Source organism: Aestuariimicrobium kwangyangense DSM 21549 (assembly GCF_000421525.1).
Lineage (GTDB): Bacteria > Actinomycetota > Actinomycetes > Propionibacteriales > Propionibacteriaceae > Aestuariimicrobium > Aestuariimicrobium kwangyangense.
On the sequence record NZ_ATXE01000001.1, the window covers coordinates 1,067,957 to 1,084,335 of the forward strand.

15 protein-coding genes are annotated in these 16,379 nt (G+C 68.9%); 6 read left to right on the plus strand and 9 right to left on the minus strand.

What is annotated here, in order from left to right:
- Positions 1-9: 9 nt before the first annotated feature.
- Entirely contained in the window at positions 10-924 is a 915-nt protein-coding gene (locus tag H507_RS0104745) for a helix-turn-helix domain-containing protein (protein WP_022909572.1), read from the minus strand.
- A gap of 91 nt (positions 925-1,015) precedes the next feature.
- Between H507_RS0104745 and melA the strand changes: the two genes are divergently transcribed.
- A complete protein-coding gene (gene melA, locus H507_RS0104750; protein WP_022909573.1) occupies positions 1,016-2,404 on the plus strand; it encodes an alpha-galactosidase in 1,389 nt (462 codons plus the stop codon).
- Between the two features lie 240 nt (positions 2,405-2,644).
- Here the strand turns inward: melA and H507_RS0104755 are convergent, their stop codons facing one another.
- The 4 genes from H507_RS0104755 to H507_RS0104770 all read right to left on the minus strand — a co-directional run bounded on the left by H507_RS0104755 (position 2,645) and on the right by H507_RS0104770 (position 6,148).
- Positions 2,645-3,553: a metal ABC transporter permease gene (locus tag H507_RS0104755; RefSeq protein WP_022909574.1), complete on the minus strand. Its 909-nt coding sequence runs from the start codon at positions 3,551-3,553 to the stop codon at positions 2,645-2,647.
- Positions 3,550-4,395, minus strand: coding sequence for a metal ABC transporter ATP-binding protein (locus tag H507_RS0104760; RefSeq protein WP_022909575.1), 846 nt, complete (start codon positions 4,393-4,395; stop codon positions 3,550-3,552). Before H507_RS0104760 ends, H507_RS0104755 begins: the two co-directional genes overlap by 4 nt.
- Positions 4,392-5,276: a metal ABC transporter solute-binding protein, Zn/Mn family gene (locus H507_RS0104765; RefSeq protein ID WP_022909576.1), complete on the minus strand. Its 885-nt coding sequence runs from the start codon at positions 5,274-5,276 to the stop codon at positions 4,392-4,394. Before H507_RS0104765 ends, H507_RS0104760 begins: the two co-directional genes overlap by 4 nt.
- A 101-nt stretch (positions 5,277-5,377) precedes the next feature.
- On the minus strand, positions 5,378-6,148 hold the full coding sequence (locus tag H507_RS0104770) for a sulfite exporter TauE/SafE family protein (protein ID WP_022909577.1): 771 nt from the start codon (positions 6,146-6,148) through the stop codon (positions 5,378-5,380).
- A 71-nt stretch (positions 6,149-6,219) separates the two neighbouring features.
- Between H507_RS0104770 and H507_RS14770 the strand changes: the two genes are divergently transcribed.
- Positions 6,220-6,996: a gamma-glutamyl-gamma-aminobutyrate hydrolase family protein gene (locus H507_RS14770; RefSeq protein WP_022909578.1), complete on the plus strand. Its 777-nt coding sequence runs from the start codon at positions 6,220-6,222 to the stop codon at positions 6,994-6,996.
- A gap of 41 nt (positions 6,997-7,037) precedes the next feature.
- On the opposite strand, the gene H507_RS0104780 is transcribed toward H507_RS14770, so the two are convergent.
- From H507_RS0104780 to H507_RS0104790, 3 genes are all read right to left on the minus strand, one after another.
- Complete coding sequence (locus H507_RS0104780; protein WP_022909579.1) at positions 7,038-7,571, minus strand: cysteine hydrolase family protein; 534 nt, start codon at positions 7,569-7,571, stop codon at positions 7,038-7,040.
- Positions 7,568-9,199 (minus strand): purine-cytosine permease family protein, encoded by a 1,632-nt coding sequence (locus H507_RS14775; RefSeq protein ID WP_022909580.1) that lies wholly within the window; start codon positions 9,197-9,199, stop codon positions 7,568-7,570. The genes H507_RS0104780 and H507_RS14775 overlap by 4 nt, the downstream gene beginning before the upstream one ends.
- 88 nt (positions 9,200-9,287) lie before the next feature.
- Positions 9,288-9,800, minus strand: coding sequence for a GNAT family N-acetyltransferase (locus tag H507_RS0104790; RefSeq protein ID WP_022909581.1), 513 nt, complete (start codon positions 9,798-9,800; stop codon positions 9,288-9,290).
- A gap of 140 nt (positions 9,801-9,940) precedes the next feature.
- Here H507_RS0104790 and H507_RS0104795 point away from each other — a divergent pair, with 140 nt between their 5' ends.
- The 4 genes from H507_RS0104795 to H507_RS0104810 all read left to right on the plus strand — a co-directional run bounded on the left by H507_RS0104795 (position 9,941) and on the right by H507_RS0104810 (position 15,030).
- Entirely contained in the window at positions 9,941-11,272 is a 1,332-nt protein-coding gene (locus H507_RS0104795; protein WP_022909582.1) for an MFS transporter, read from the plus strand.
- Positions 11,273-11,473: 201 nt separating this feature from the next.
- Positions 11,474-13,537, plus strand: coding sequence for a transketolase (gene tkt, locus H507_RS0104800; protein ID WP_022909583.1), 2,064 nt, complete (start codon positions 11,474-11,476; stop codon positions 13,535-13,537).
- 53 nt (positions 13,538-13,590) lie between these two features.
- On the plus strand, positions 13,591-14,451 hold the full coding sequence (gene rarD, locus H507_RS14780) for an EamA family transporter RarD (protein ID WP_040437428.1): 861 nt from the start codon (positions 13,591-13,593) through the stop codon (positions 14,449-14,451).
- A gap of 186 nt (positions 14,452-14,637) precedes the next feature.
- Positions 14,638-15,030 (plus strand): hypothetical protein, encoded by a 393-nt coding sequence (locus H507_RS0104810; protein ID WP_022909585.1) that lies wholly within the window; start codon positions 14,638-14,640, stop codon positions 15,028-15,030.
- 56 nt (positions 15,031-15,086) lie between these two features.
- On the opposite strand, the gene H507_RS0104815 is transcribed toward H507_RS0104810, so the two are convergent.
- Positions 15,087-16,379, minus strand: a complete 1,293-nt coding sequence (locus H507_RS0104815; RefSeq protein ID WP_022909586.1) for an anthranilate synthase component I family protein — start codon at positions 16,377-16,379, stop codon at positions 15,087-15,089.

Sequence of the window (16,379 nt, forward strand, 5' to 3'; positions counted from 1 at the left end):
GCGGGCCCCTCAGCGGGAGCGCCGACGGAACTCCCTCGGCGAGCAGCCGGTGGCTCGTCCGAGGTGCACGTGGAAACTCGACAACGATCCGAAGCCGCTGGCATGGGCGATCTCGGCGACCGGACGATCGGTGGTCACCAGCAGTCGCTCGGCCTCCGAGACCCGGCACATGGTCAGGTACTCGCCGATCGTCACCCCCACAGCCGCCCGGAAGATCGCCATCGCGTGCGAGGCGGACAGGTGGGCCGAGGCCGCGATCTCGTCGACGGTCAGCGGGGAGCGGTGGTGCTCCATGACGAAGCGGGCGAGCTGGGTGACCTGGTCGAGACGGCTGGCCTGGCCGGTGAGGTGGGTCGGCCTCGACGGGGGACGACCTGCGGCCGAGAGCAGTCGGCGGACCGCGGCCTGGATCTCGAGCACCGCGGGCTCGCGATCGTCCTCGTCGTCGAAGTCCTCACACCACCCACCGACGAGTCCGGCGAGGCGGGCGTGCAGGGTGGGGGAGTCCACCACCACGGGTTCGGGGCGCAGCAGGCGAGCCAGGTCGTCCTCGGGCAGACCCCACCCCAGCACAGTCGGGAGTGGGACGTGAACCCAGCAGGCGCTCCCGGGCAACGACTCGACCAACCCGTGGGGAGGGATCGCCCAGAACAGGGCCACCTGCCCTGCCCGGAGCACCCACGGTCGTCCTGCGAACAGGTAGTGGAGTTCACCACGGACCACGATGTTGAGCTCGAGGTCGTTGTGGGAGTGCATCGCCTCCATCCGCGGCGGTTCACCGACCCGTGCCCAGAGGCAGCTGGACTCGCTGATGACGTCGGCTGCCACGGCGCGCGGCGACGGGGTGCCGGCGCCGGGCTGGGCGCCGGGGTGGGTGGTGGGGCGAGCTCGCGAGTCGGGACGGCGTGTGGCGGCGGTGGTCACCAGGTCACCGTAGCGCTGGCATCAGAGGATACTGGAAGAACCAGACTGTATCGCGGCAGACATCCGGGCTCGGCGTTCCTAGCCTTGACGCATGACCCGGTTCATCACTCGTCCGACCATCACCATCATCGGCGCCGGGGGACACGTGTTCCCCTTCCGGTTGATCGGCGACATCCTCAGCTTCGAGGCCCTGCGCGACTCGACCCTTCGCCTGATGGACGTCAACCCCGACAAGCTCGGGCCCGTGGCCGAGGCGGCTCGCGCGCTGGTCGCCCACCACGGTCTGTCGACCGTCGTCGAGCAGACCACGGATCGCCGCGCCGCCCTCGACGGGGCCGACGTCGTGATCATCACCTTCCAGGTGGGAGGGGTGGAGTCCTACCGCCACGACGTCGAGATCCCGCGCCGCCACGGCATCGACCAGACGGTCGGCGACACGGTCGGCCCCGGCGGTGTGTTCCGGTTCCTGCGTTCGGTCAACGCCTACGACCAGATCATCGAGGACGCCCTCGAGGTCTGCCCCCAGGCCCAGTTCATCAACTACGCCAACCCGATGGCCATGGCCACGGCCTACCTGAACGCGCGCGGCCTGAAGACCATCGGTCTGTGCCACAGCGTGCAGGGCACCACCCGCATGCTGGCCCGCACGCTCGAGGTTCCCTACGACGAGGTGAGCTATCGCTGCGCAGGCATCAACCACCAGGCGTGGGTGCTCGAGTTCATGCACGGCACCGTCGACCTCTACCCCCGGCTGCGCGAGGTGATGGCGGCACGCCACCAGCGCGGACGAGCCGCCTCCGAGCTGGTCGGCGACCAGGGCGACCACTCCGACGCGGCACTCGCGGCCAGCACCTACGAGGGTGGCAACGAGCAGGTGCGCACCGCCATCATGAAGGCCTTCGGCTACTTCCAGACTGAGTCGAGCCACCATGCGTCGGAGTACCTGCCCTACTTCCGCAAGAACCCCGAGATGGTCAACTCATGGATCCCCGAGCGCTGGGACTACTACGAGATCTGCGCCTCGCACGACGACCAGGGCGACATCAACGGCCAGTTGGGCCGGCTCAAGGACGAACTCGCCCCGTCCGTCGAGTACGGCGCCACCATCATCAACTCGATCGTCACCGGCACCCCCAGCGTGGTGCACGGCAACGTGCCCAACCGAGGTGCGCTGATCACCAACCTGCCGGACGACGCCTGCGTCGAGGTGCCCTGCCTGATCGACGCTCGAGGCGTGCAGCCCACCTCGATCGGAGACCTGCCGCCGCAACTGGCGGCGCTCAACCGGACCAACGTCAACGTGCAGACCTTGGCGGTGCTGGCGGCGCTCACCGGTGACCGCGAGCACGTGCACCATGCGGTGGCCATGGACCCGCTGACGGCGGCACTCCTGACCCTGGAGGAGGCGCACGCCATGACCGAGGAGCTGATCGACGCGCACGCCGACGTGTTGCCGGCCTCCATCGTGGGCCGCCTCTGACGGGGGTTGCGCATCGGGTCTGGTCCGAGGCGTGCTCTTCTGGCGTCCAGCCGCACAGTTGCCCGCGTCCCGTCCCAGTTGCCCGCCTACGGCGCAGTTGCCCCCGGGGAGGGATGGGGCAACTGCGCGGAAGTGGGGCAGGTGGTGCGGGACGAGGGCAGGCGCGAGGGACCGCGTCGGCGGGGCCGGCCAGGGTCCCCAGCAGGCCCAGCGCTCCACCGAATCAGCGTCTGTGCAGTCTCAGTGCGTGTGCAGGGCGTCCGCGTGGGGATGATGACCGACCTCAGGACGCTGGTTCCACCCGCGCCGCTCCCGCACGCGTCCGATGACCAAGCAGACCAGGAAGATGAGGAACGACACGGTGGTCACGTAGGGACTGATGGGCAGACCGGGGCCCAGCGAGAGCACGATCCCGCCGACGGCACTGGTGACGGCGAAGGCCACGCTCAGCACCGACAGCATGAACGGACGGACCGTGAGCCGCGCGGCTGCGGCCGTCGGCGTGATCAGCAGCGAGAGCACCAGCAGGGCGCCGACCAGTTGCACCGTCATGGCCACGGCCAGCCCCAGCACCACCATGAAGGCCATCGACAGGGCCCTGACCGGAACCCCCCGCGCCTGGGCCACCTCGGGGTCGACGGAGGCGAAGAACAGGGGGCGCCAGATCGGCACCAGCACGGCCGCGATCACCGCCGCAACCACCGCCAGGCTGACCAGTTGGGTCGACTGCACCGCCACGATCTGACCGGCGAGCAGGCCGAACTTGTTGGACGACCGACCGGTGTACAGGGCCAGGAAGAGCACCCCGATGCCCAGTCCGAACGGCAGCAGGATGCCGATGGTGGCGTTGCGATGGCGGGCCTTGACGCCCAGCCACCCGAGCACGAGGGCCGCGGCCAGCGAGCCCGCGATCGCCCCGAGGTTCACCGAGACACCGAAGAAGAGCGCGGCTGCTGCCCCTGCGAACGACAACTCCGAGGTGCCGTGCACGGCGAAGGCGAGGTCTCGGGCGTGGATCATCGGCCCGATGGCGCCGGCGATCAGGCCGAGGATCACCCCGGCGACCAGGGACCCCCACACCAGCGGCAGCAACTGCCCGAGGTTGTCGAAGTTCAGGAAGGTGTGGATGCCGAATTGCAGGCCGATCATGCGTCGCCCTCCTGGTCGGGCTCAGGGTGGTGGGCGTGGTCGTCGGCGCCGAAGACGAGCAGTTGTCCGTCGTGGCGCAGCACCTCGACCCGGCGTCCGTACAACTCCGACAGCGTCTGGGTCGTCATCACCTCGTCGGGGGTGCCGATCAGCGCCTGCCCATTGGCGAAGTAGATGATCCGGTCGACCAGCGGCAGCACGGGGTTGATCTCGTGGGTGACGAACAGCACGGCGATGTTGTGCTCCCGACGGGTGCGGTCGATCAGGTCGGTGACGGCCAGTTGGTGGAAGATGTCGAGGCTCAGCAGGGGCTCATCGCACAGCAGCACCGAGGGATCGGTCACCAGCGCCTGGGCGATCCGCAGGCGCTGTTGTTCGCCACCCGAGAGCATCGACAGGGGGGCGTCGGCGTAGGCGAGTGCGCCGACGGCGTCGAGGGCCCAGTCGATCTTCTCGCGCCGTTGCCGGGTCGGCCAGGTGATGCCCCATCGGTCCCCGTCGAGCCCCAGGGCGACCAGGTCTCGTCCTCGGATCACCGCGGTCGAGTCGATGCTCTTCTGCTGGGGCACGTAGCCGATCCGCCGCGAGCCGCGCTGCACGGGGTTGCCATCGATCCTCACCTGGCCGTGCGTGAGGTGGTGCTGGCCCAGCAGCACGCGCAGCAGGGTCGTCTTGCCTGCCCCATTGGGCCCGAGCACGGCCACGAACTCCCCGGGCGCGATGTCGAGGTCGACGTGGTCCCACAGCACCCGCTCGCCGAAGGCGACGCAGGCGTTGTTGAGGCAGATGGCGGGCTCGGCGGCGCCGAGTGCCTCCATGGCCGGGGTGGTGGTGATGCTCATTGGCTGAGTGCCTTCGAGAGGGAGGTGAGGGCTGCGGCGAGGAAGTCGGTGTAGCTCATGGTGGCGTCGGGCAGGATCTCGTAGACGTCGAAGGTGGGGACCTTCGCTGCCTTGGCCGAGGCCACCAACCTGTCCGAGACGGGGTCGGAGGTCTGGGGGTTGACCGCCAGGGCGCGCACCCTTCCGGAGGTCATCAGACTCTCGGTCTGGTTGACGGCCGACACCGAGGGACCCGCATCGGACTCCGAACCGGTGACATAGGCCTCGGGGGTCACGTCCTTGACGCCGACCCATGCGAACAGGTGTGCTCCCACCGGTTCGGTCGACACGATGCCCGCACCCGTGTTCTTGGCGGCGATCTGTTGCGCCCGTGCCTCGAGGGCTGTGATTGTCGAGGTGAAGGCGGTGAGGTTCTGGCGATAGGCGGCAGCGTTGGCGGCGTCGGCCTTGGCCAGTCCGTCGGCCACTCGGGTGGCGACCTGGACCGCTGCGGTGGGGGAGTACCAGACGTGCTCGTTGAAACCGTCCTCACCGGCTCCCGGCAGCCCCGAGACCTCGACAGCATTCACGACGGTGGACGAGGACGAGGCCAGCTTGGTGGCCCAGTCGTCGTAGCCGCCCCCGTTGACCACGGTCACGGTGGCCCGGGAGAAGGCCAGCTTGTCCTGGGCGTTGGCCTCGTAGTCGTGCGGGTCCTGCTGGGGACTGTCGAGGATGGCGCTGACGTCGGCATGGCCGCCCGCGACCTGTCGGGCCACGGCCGCCCAGACGCTGGTGGAGGCGACGACGCTCGGCTTCCCGGACGAACTCTTCGCATCGGTCGAGCAGGCCGCCGTGAGGGCGAGCAGGGCCACGGTGAGGACGGCGATCAGGCGGCGCACGGGATCACTTCTTTCGGTCGTCTCAGGAGAGCACTAATGAGAACGATTATCGCCTGCAATTGCGCCCTGCGCAACTCCCCCCGGTCTCGGTGCCACCCGTCTCACTTCAACAGCAGGCTCACCGCCCCGATCGCCGAGGCCAGGATCGCGACGTTCTCGAAGACCTTCTGGGGCATCACGGCCAGCAGCCTCGAACCGAACCAGGTGCCCACCAGCACGACGGGTGCCAACACCAGATCGGTGACGAGGGTGTGGCGGGTGAACAGCCCCAGCCCTGCCGAGAACGGCACCTTCGTGAGGTTGATGATCAGGAAGTACCAGGCGCCCGTACCGACGAACCGCAGCTTGTCGATGCGAGCGGCCAACAGGTAGAGCGTCATCACGGGTCCGGCAGCATTGGCGGTCATGGTGGTGAAGCCCGCCAGGATTCCCGCGCCGCCAGCCGCGAGCTTGGTCTGGGCCCACGACTGGTGCTCGGGTGCGTCGACACCGGGCGGGGTCCCTGCATTCCTCCGCCTCGCCCCCGGTCCCCAGCGGGTGACCAACTGGATCGCCAGCATCACCAGCAGCATGGCGCCGATCGCACGGGTCAGCACGTGGTCGTCCACGGCGCGCAGGAACAGGGCGCCGAGTGCCAACCCCGGCAGCACCCAGGGCAGCAGCTTGACCAGCAGTTTCCAGTCGGCGTGTGACCGATACCTCAGCACCGCGACGATGTCGCCGACGATCAGCAACAACAACACCGCGGCCGTGGATTCCTTCGTCGGCATGACGAGGGCGAACAGTGCCACGCTGACCGATCCCAGCCCGCCGACCGAGGTCTTCGAGACACCGATGAGCAGCGCGGCGACGACGAGGGTGAACCAGAGCATGGGCCTCACCCTCTCACCCGCAGCGTGGGCAGCCCGCCGCGCGCCACGTCATGGTCGCTAGGCTCCCGGCCATGTCACGACCCCGTATCGGCATCTCGACCACCACCGGCCACGAACTGTCGGGTCCGCTGCCGGGCTACCCGCGGACGAACGTGGCCGTCGACTACCCGGAGGTCGTGCTCGCCACCGGCGGTCTGCCGGTGTTGCTGCCGTTGTTCGACCCGGCCGAGCACCCCGACCTGGTGACGGAGCAGGTGCGCGATCTCGACGCGCTCATCCTCACCGGCGGGCACGACGTCGACCCTGCCAGCTACGGCCAGCCCACTCGTCCCGTCTGCGGCGACACCCTTCCCCATCGCGACGCGTGGGACCTGGCGTTGGTCGACGCGGCCCTCGCACGCGGCATTCCCGTGCTCGGCATCTGCCGGGGCATGCAGGTGTTGAACGTGCGCTTCGGTGGCACCCTGCACCAGGACCTGCCCACCGATCGTCCCGGTGACGTGGCCCACTGGCAGAGCCTGCCCCCGGACGTGACCAGCCACCCGGTGGTGCTCGCCGAGTCGGGCGTGCTGCGTGAGGCCATCGGTGCCGACGAGGTGATGGTCACCTCCTTCCACCACCAGGGCATCGACACCCTGGGCCGGGGCCTGGTGGTCGAGGCCACGGCACCCGACGGTCTGGTGGAGGCGTTCAGTCTCGATCCCTCGCACGGGGGATGGGTGGTGGGGGTGCAGTGGCACCCCGAGATGTCGCACCGACGCGATGAGGCCGGACGCGCCGTCGTGCGGGCGCTCGTCCGGGTCGCCGACGAGGTGCGGGACTGCCCCTGCTGCAACCCCGAGGACTGAGCGGGTCGGACTGACCCGGTGAGGTCGGGCCGAGCGCCGCGTCAGCGGACGGTGATCTGGGGGGAGTAGAGGCCCATCACCTGGAGGGCAGCAGCCTGGTTCTCGGCGGACGACCCGGCGCAGGCCGCTCCCACCACCTCGACGGTTGCTCCCGCATCGGCGGCGGCGAGTGCCGTCGAGATGACGCAACAGTCGGTGGCCACCCCGCTCAGCACCAGGTGTGGTTCGGGGCCCGTGATGGCCAGCAGGGAGGCGCCGAACTTGCCGAACGTCGAGACATCCAGGGTCACCCCGCCTCGTTCAGCGGCCCAGGGCAGGGCCGGGTCGACCAGGTCGAACATGGCATCCTCGTTCGGACGGTCCGCGAACGACCACTTCTCGAAGTAGGCCGCCCACGAGCCACGCCGGTTGTCGCCGGGCAACCAGCGGGTGACGATCGTTCGCTCGCCGTGTTCGGCGACCAGTGCGTCCACCGGTCCCACGATCGAGGCGAAGTCAGGGGCGCACCACTGCGAGGCGGGGTCGGCGAAGATGCGCTGCGGGTCGATCACGAGCAGCCACGGGCGTGAGCTCATCGGCGCTCACCGGCCTCCAGCTCTGCCGTGATGTCGGCAGAGGTGGCGTTCTCGTCGGCTTCGGTCTGGGTCGACTCCTGTCGACGGACGAGACCGCGGCGTGCCACCAGGGTCACCAGGAAGCTGATGACCAACGAGACCAGCACGCCGAGGTTGGCCCAGGGCCAGCTGCCGTCCCACGACTGCACGCCCTGGTCGTCGACGACCCGGGCACCCAGGCCGAGCGGCTCCAGCAGGTAGCCCTGCCAGTTGTTCCAGCTGGCGTCGGCGGCGAACTGGTTGACGACCAGACCCCAGCCGATCACCGATGAGACCACCAGGGTGATGATCGAGACCCAGTCGAACCGGCCGTAGCGTCCGTTCGGCTTGAACAGGCTGACCGTGTCGTAGGCGCGGCGACGCAGCGCCAGGTCGGAGCAGAAGATTCCCGCCCACGCCGCCAGCGGCACCCCGAGGGTGATCAGGAAGGACTGGAACGGGCCGAGGAAGTCGGTGGCGAAGAAGACCACGAAGATCGTGCCGGCGGTGAGGATGCTGCCGTCGATCAGGGCCGCCACCGGGCGGGAGACCTTCACGCCGAGGGAGAGCAGGGTGAGTCCCGAGGAGTAGATGCCCAGCACCGCTCCCGAGATCAGGCTGAGCACCGCGACCAGCAGGAAGGGCAGCAGGATCCAGGTGGGGAGCAGGTCGGCCAGCGCCCCGATGGGATCGCCGGCGACGTGCCCGGCGTAGTCCTTGTTCGAGACGCTGAGCAGCAGCCCGAAGATGACCAGCACGATCGGGGCCACCGAACCGCCGAAGGTGTTCCAGAAGACGATCGAGCCCGAGGAGGCGCTGCGACGCTGGTAGCGCGACCAGTCGGCGGCCACGTTCGTCCACCCCAGTCCGAAACCGGTCATCACCATCACCAGGGCGCCCACCATCTGCGCGGCTGAACCGGCGGGCAGCGACGAGACGGCCGCCCAGTCGATCTTGGGAACGGTGATCGCCATGATGATGACGGTGGCGATGCCGGTCACCCAGGTGAGCACCGACTGCAGCTTCATGATCACGTGGTAGCCGAGCACCGACGCGGCCACGATGGTGCCGGCGATCACGACGGTGGCCAGGATCTTGACCGCCGTGCCGTGGGCCCAGCCGACCTTGTCGAAGATCGTCACGGTGGCCAACGTCGCCAGGATGGTGAGGGTGGTCTCCCAGCCGATCGAGGTGAGCCAGCCGAGCGCTCCCGGCAGCTTCTGCCCGTCCACGCCGAACGCGGCCCGGCTCAACACCATGGTGGGCACCGAACCGCGCTTGCCGGCGATGGCGATGATCCCGCAGATCAGGAAGCTGAAGACGACACCGACCAGCGACACGACGGTGGCCTGCCAGAACGAGATGCCGAAGCCGAGCACGAACGAGCCGTAGCTCATGCCGAAGACACTCACGTTGGCCGCGAACCACGGCATGAACAGGTCACGCGGACGAGCGGTGCGTGCCGGTTCGTCGATGACGTCGATGCCCTGCAGTTCGATCAGCCCCCGACGTTCGCTCGCGCCGGTGGGGGCGCCCGGGTTCTCCCCAGAGGCCGTGGGTCGGTCGGGACCCTGCTTGCTCGGGCCCTGCTTCACTGCGGAGTCAGACATGACGTGCTCTCTTCGGGAGGAATGGTGAGGATGCCGGGAGCGAGTTGCTCAGGCACATGGTTGCGGGCTGGGGCGGGTCGATCAACGATCAACGCACGTCGGGACCATCGAAGGTGAGTTGCATCATCACGATGTCGAGCCAGCGCCCGAACTTGCGACCGACCTCTGGCATCCGCGCCACTTCGACGAAGCCCATCCGCTCGTGGAAGTTGATGCTCGTCTCGTTGCTGGCATCGAGCACCCCGATCATCACGTGGACGCCGTGGCCCTTGGCATAGTCGATCAGGGCGGTCATCAGCATCCGGCCCACCCCTGCTGCGCGGTGACCCGACTTGACGTACACCGAGTGCTCGACCGTGTAGTTGTAGCCCGCCTTGTCGCGAAAGGTGCCGTAGCTGGCGAAGCCGATCGTCTCGCCGTCGATCAGCGCCACCAGGGTGGGGTGTCCGCGACGCTGCTTGTCCTGCAGCACGGCCGCACGCTCCGCGACCGTCACCGGTGCCAGGTCGTAGCTGGCCGTGGTGCCGACCCCCGCCTCGTTGTAGATATCGGTGATGGCCGGCAGGTCAGCTGTGGTCGCGGGACGAATGGTCAGCGGCATGCGCCCAGCCTAGGGCTCACCGAGGGGGACAGCGTTGCCCTCCCAACCCGCGCGTCGATGTCGATGTGTGGTCATGCCAGCGCAGGGCCCCGGGGGGCCGATATCGTCCCCGGCAGTCATCCCCAACCGACGGCAGGCCCATGACCACTCAGCAGCTCACTCGCACCGACCGCCTCGACCGGTTGCCGTTCAACCGCCGCCACGCGAAGTTGTTGGTGGGTTCGGGGCTCGGGTGGGCCCTGGATGCGATGGATGTCGGGTTGATCTCGTTCGTGATGGTGGCGCTGGCGGCTGAGTGGAAGCTCAGCCCGGGCCAGCTGAGCTGGGTCGCGAGCATCGGTTTCGTCGGCATGGCCATCGGCGCCTCCCTGGGTGGGCTGCTCGCCGACAAGCTCGGACGACGCCAGGTCTTCGCCATCACCCTGCTCGTCTACGGGGTGGCCACCGGTGCCTCGGCGCTGGCGTGGTCGCTGGCGGCGCTGATCGTTCTCCGTTTCGTGGTGGGACTGGGGCTCGGGGCCGAACTGCCGGTCGCGTCCACCCTGGTCAGTGAGTACGCCCCCAAGCGCATCCGTGGACGCGTGGTCGTCGCCCTCGAGGCCTTCTGGGCCATCGGTTGGATCGCCGCCGCGCTGATCGGTTACCTGGTCATCCCCAACCTGACGCACGGCTGGCGATGGGCCCTGCTGGTGGGCATCGTGCCCGCCGCCTATGCCCTGGTGGTGCGGTTCGGACTGCCCGAATCCGTGCGCTTCCTCGAATCGAAGGGACGAGACGCCGAGGCCGAGGCTGCCGTGCGCCGCTACGAGGAGGTCTCCGGACTGCGGGCGCCGTCGTCCGATCGGGTGACTGAGGTCAGCGTGGTCAAGCCTGAGGACTTCGACGACCGGACGATCTGGTCGCCGGGTCTGCGCGGACGAACCGTCGCGCTGTGGGTCGTCTGGTTCTGCATCAACCTGTCGTACTACGGGGCGTTCATCTGGCTGCCCAGCCTGCTGGTGCGCTCCGGCCACACGGTGGTGAAGTCGTTCGAGTACACCGTGATCATCACGCTGGCCCAGTTGCCCGGCTACGCCGTCGCCGCATGGCTGATCGAGGTCTGGGGACGACGGGCGACCCTTGCCACCTTCCTCGCCGGTTCGGCCATCGCAGCCGGTGCCTTCGGATTCGCTGACTCGACGGCGGCGATCCTGGTCGCGGGTTGCGCGTTGTCGTTCTTCAACCTCGGCGCCTGGGGTGCCCTGTACGCCGTCGGCCCGGAGCTGTACCCCACCCGGCTGCGCGGCGCTGGCACCGGTGCGGCGGCCGCGTTCGGGCGGATCGCGGCGATGGTCGCCCCGCTGAGCGTGCCCGTACTGCTGGCGCGCGGAGGCACACCGGTCGTCTTCGTCGTGTTCGCGGCCGCCTTCGTGATCGCAGCCGGTGCTGCGCTCGCGCTGCCCGAGTACCGCAACCGCGACCTGACCGAGTGAGCAGCACGGCGACCTGACCGGGTGTGCAGCGCGCTGCGCAGCGAGGGGTTGGCCGAGAGAACGACTGGCACAGGACAACAACTGGCCCGGGACAACGACTGGCCCGGGACAACAACTGGCACAGGGCCGCCCCATGGCAAGGGTTGACTAAGCTCGTCGGTGAACTGCTACCTCGCTTCGGCGAGAGATGAGGACTCCTTCATGGCATCCCTGGAATGGACTGAACAAGACGAACGGGCGGTCGACACCGCCCGCATCCTGGCAGCGGACGCCGTCGAGAAGGTGGGCAACGGCCACCCCGGTACCGCGATCTCGCTGGCTCCGGCCGCCTACCTGCTGTTCCAGCGCATCATGAACTGGGACGTCAATGACGACCAGTGGCTGGGCCGCGACCGGTTCGTGCTCTCCGCGGGACACGCCTCCCTCACCCAGTACTGCCAGCTCTACCTGGCCAACGCCGGTCTGACCCTCGACGACCTCAAGTCGCTGCGCACCTGGGGCTCCAAGACCCCCGGGCACCCCGAGTACCACCACACCAAGTTCGTCGAGACCACCACCGGCCCCTTGGGAGCCGGCGTCTCGAACGCGGTCGGCTTCGCCATGGCTGCACGCCGTGAACGTGGCATGTTCGATCCGGACGCCCCCGCGGGTGAGTCGGTCTTCGACCGCCAGATCTACGCCATCGCGGGCGACGGGTGCATGCAGGAGGGCATCTCGTCCGAGGCGAGCTCGCTGGCGGCCACCCAGGACCTGGGCAACCTCACCTTGATCTACGACGACAACCGCATCTCGATCGAGGGCGACACCAAGATTGCCTTCTCCGAGGACGTCGCGGCCCGCTACGCGGCCTACGGCTGGCACGTGCAGCACGTCGACTGGACCCACGGCGGTACCGAGTACCACGAGGACGTGCAGGCCCTGTACGACGCCATCGAGGCGGCCAAGGCCGTCACCGACAGGCCGTCGTTCATCCGTCTGACCACCATCATCGGCTGGCCCCTGCCCAACAAGGCGGGCTCCCACGACGTGCACGGGTCCAAGTTGGGTGCCGACGAGATCTCGGGCCTCAAGCAGGAACTCGGCTTCACCGACGAGCCCTTCGCGGTCGACCAGGCCGCCGTGCAGCACGCCGTCGACCACGCGGCGGCCCGTTCGAAGCAGGTTCGCGCGGCATGGGACGAGAAGTTCGCGGCCTGGCAGCAGGCCAACCCCGAGAGGGCCGCGCTGCTCACCCGCATCCGCAACCACGAACTCCCCGAGATCACCCTCGCCGAGTTCCCGGCCGGCAAGAAGAAGGCAACCCGCGCGGCGTCGGGCGAGGTGCTCAACCAGCTGGCCTCGCAGGTTCCGGAGCTGTGGGGCGGTTCCGCGGACCTGGCCAGTTCGAACAACACCACCATGAAGGGGGAGGAGTCGTTCCTCCCGGTGGAGCGCGCCAGCAAGCAGTTCCCCGGCAACCCCTACGGCCGCACGCTGCACTTCGGCATCCGTGAACACGCCATGGGCGGCATCGTCAACGGCATCGCCCTGTCGGGGCTGACCCGCCCCTACGGCGGCACCTTCCTGGTCTTCTCCGACTACATGCGACCGGCCGTCCGTCTGGCCGCGCTGATGGGCGCTCCCTCCATCTTCGTGTGGACCCACGACTCGGTGGGTGTCGGTGGGGACGGCCCCACGCACCAGCCGATCGAGCACGTGGCCTCGCTGCGGCTCATCCCGGGGCTCGACGTGGTTCGTCCGGGTGACGCCAACGAGGTGTCCGTGGCCTGGAAGCAGGCGTTGGAGCACCGGGATCGTCCGACGGCGCTCATCCTGTCCCGCCAGGACCTGGCGGTGTTCGACCGCACGCAGGAGGGCTTCGCTCCGGCTGACCAGGCCGCCCGCGGCGCCTACGTGCTGAAGGAGGCTTCGGCGGCCCCGCAGCTGATCCTGATCGCCACCGGCTCCGAGGTCGAGCTGGCGGTGGGTGCCGCTGATTCGCTCGAGGGCCAGGGAATCCCGACCCGTGTCGTCTCGATGCCCTGTCAGGAATGGTTCGACGGCCAGGACGAGGAGTACCGCGAGTCGGTGCTGCCCAGCGGTGTCACCGCCCGCCTCTCGATCGAGGCCGGCGTCGGCAACGGGTGGCAGAAGTACGTGGGCGCCCACGGTGCCTCGCTCTCGATCGAGAGCTTCGGGGCCTCGGCCGACGGCGCCAAGATCTTCGAGGAACTCGGCTTCACCGTCGAGAACGTCGTGACCCTTGCGCAGAGCCTGCTGAGCTGACCACGTCCACCAGCACTGTCCAGCCGCCCCGGTCGAGAGCACTCTCGGCCGGGGTGGCTGCCTACGTCCTGTGGGGCGTGTTCCCCCTGTTCTGGGCGCTGTTGGGCGCGGCCAACCCGATCGAGACCCTGGCGGAGCGATTCGTCTGGTCGGCGGTCTGGACGGCGCTGTGCCTGGTCGTGCTGAGGCAGGGGTTCGGCTGGGTTCGTCCGGCGCTGGCCGGCGGCCAGTGGGTGCCGCTGCTGCTGGCCTCCATCGTGATCGCCGTCAACTGGGGCATGTTCATCTTCGCCGTGCAGACCGGCCACACGGTGGAGAGTTCACTGGGGTACTTCATCAACCCGCTGCTCAACCTCGTGTTCGGGCGCATCTTCTTCTCGGAGCGGCTCGACCGGTGGGGGTGGGGCGGGGCGCTGACGGCGTTGGTCGGCGTGGTCGTCATCAGTTGGGGCAGCTGGCACACGGTGTGGATCTCGTTGCTTCTGGCGACCTCGTTCGGCATCTACGGGGTGTTGAAGAAGAAGGCCCAACTGCCGGCGCTGCAGGGGTTGTTCCTCGAGTCGGTGTTCATGACCCCGCTGGCGCTCGTGGTGCTGGTGGTCATGGGCGTCATGGGTCTGGGGCACTTCGGACTCGGGTGGTCGATCACGGCGCTCTTCGTGGTCTCGGGCCTGGTGACCGCTGTCCCGCTGTGGCTGTTCGCCCAGGCCGCCCGTGGCCTGCCACTGGGACTGCTCGGCATGTTGCAGTTCATCGGGCCGACGCTGCAGTTGCTGATCGGGCTGCTGGTGTTCCACCAGAAGATCTCCTGGGTCTGGTGGGTCGGCCTTCCCCTGGTGTGGTTGGGATGCGCGCTCTACCTGGTGGGGGTGCTGGGGCGCGGCCGACGCTCCCGGGGCCCGGCTGGCGGCTGACCGCCCGAGGTTCCGCGCCAATCGGGGCAGGCAGCAAGGCTTGTCGCCACGCCAGGTGACGGGAGGGCCGCTCAGGTGCCCCTTTCTGCGTGGATGTTCGGCGAATGATCTCCCGGTTGGCGCACTCCCGCGGTCGAGGGCGTCTACGGGTCTTCCTTCGCGACGATGCGCGGCGGACAATGGAGCATGGCGGTGTGGCGCGCGGACGAGCGCCTGGGGGCCCTCGTCGACACAGAACTTGCCGCAGCGCTCGACGAGGCTGCGGCCCAGAATCGTGCGCGTCTGGTCGCCTCGTGGCTTCGGGTCCTGGGACTGGTGCAGGCGCGGGGGACCCCGCTGCGGGCGGTGACCCGCTTCGACACCGATATCGCGCGTCTGCAGTTCGCCGACCACAGCGCAGTGCTGGTTGATTGCAGCGGCCCGCACACCCGGGTGGGGGAGATCGCCGTGGCTGTGGCCCGCCAACTCGCGGTCGTGGTCACCGACGTGAGGGTCGAGGGTGACGGGGTGACCGCCCGTCTTGCCTGGGGCAGACATGCGGTTGAGGTGCACCTGCTCGGTGGCGACCAGGCCCGGTGACGCCCCTCAGCGCACCTTCCGCTCAGCGCATCGGTCCCGTCAGCGCCCGAGCCCCCTCAGCGCACCAGGCAGTCCACCAGCGCGGCCGCCTTCAGGTGCATCTCGTCCAACTCCTCGTGCGCCACGCTGAGCGCGGTGATCCCGGCCCCGACCCCGATCCAGGCCGCGTCCTCGTCCGAGACCACGCTGCGGATGACCATCGCCGCCTCGCAGTGCTGGCCCGTGAAGATGCCGAAACATCCCGAGTAGATGCCCCGCGGCCAGCTCTCCAACTCGCGCAGGATCTCCACCGCCCGACGCTTGGGTGCCCCGGTCATCGACCCCGCCGGGAACAGCGCCCTCACTGCGTCCACCGGGCCGAGGCCCTCACGCAACTGTCCCGACACGGTCGAGACGAGTTGGTGCACGCTGGCATACCCCCTCACCGAGAACAGTTCCTCCACCTGCACCGACCCCGGGCGACAGATGCGGCCCAGGTCATTGCGGCACAGGTCGACGATCATCAGGTTCTCGGCACGCTCCTTCTCCGACGCCGCCAACTCCTCAGCCAGCGCGAGGTCGACCTCCGGGTCGGGATCTCGGCGCCGGGTGCCCTTGATCGGGGACGTGGTGGCGATGCCGTCGTGGACGCGGAGGAAGGTCTCCATCGACGCCGAACTCAGCACCGTCCCGTTGATGCGCAGCAGGCCGCCGTGGGGAACGGGGCTTGACCGCCGCAGCCGCAGATGGGAGGCGAAGGCGTCGATGGGGCTGTCGGTCCACAGGGTGGTTGTGAGGCACAGCACCCAGGCATCCCCGGCGCGGATGTGCTCGATGCACCTGTCGATGGCGGCCAGGAGTTCCTCGTCCGAGTCGCCCGCGAGCACGCTGACGCCCTCCGTCCCGGTGGGCAATGAACCGGCAGCCATGGGAGGGGGCTCGTCGACCGGTGGCAACGTGTCGGGCAGTGCCCAGGCCTGCTCGTCGATGGCGGCGTGCAGCGTGGTGCTGCCGTCGGCCTCGATCACCGCCCAGCGCGACAGCCGCACCAGCGAGATCGGTGGATGCCTGGGACTTTCACCGCGGGACAGCCCCAGCAGCTCGGATCCTGCCTCGTATCCGATCCACCCGACCCAGGCCTCGTCCGAGTCGCGCACCACGGCCTCGAACGAGTCGAAGTCCGGAGCGAGCAGGCTCATGCCGCCGACGCCCACCAGGTGGGCACCCCCGTCGGAGGAGTCGAGCCAGACGACGTCCTGCGCGGGGTCCGACCACCAATGGGCGGCCAGGGCGGCCGGTTCGAGTGAGGGATGTGGTGCGGACCACCCGCTGGTCAGCCAGCCGAAGGATCCAGCGTGGGAGCCAGCCAT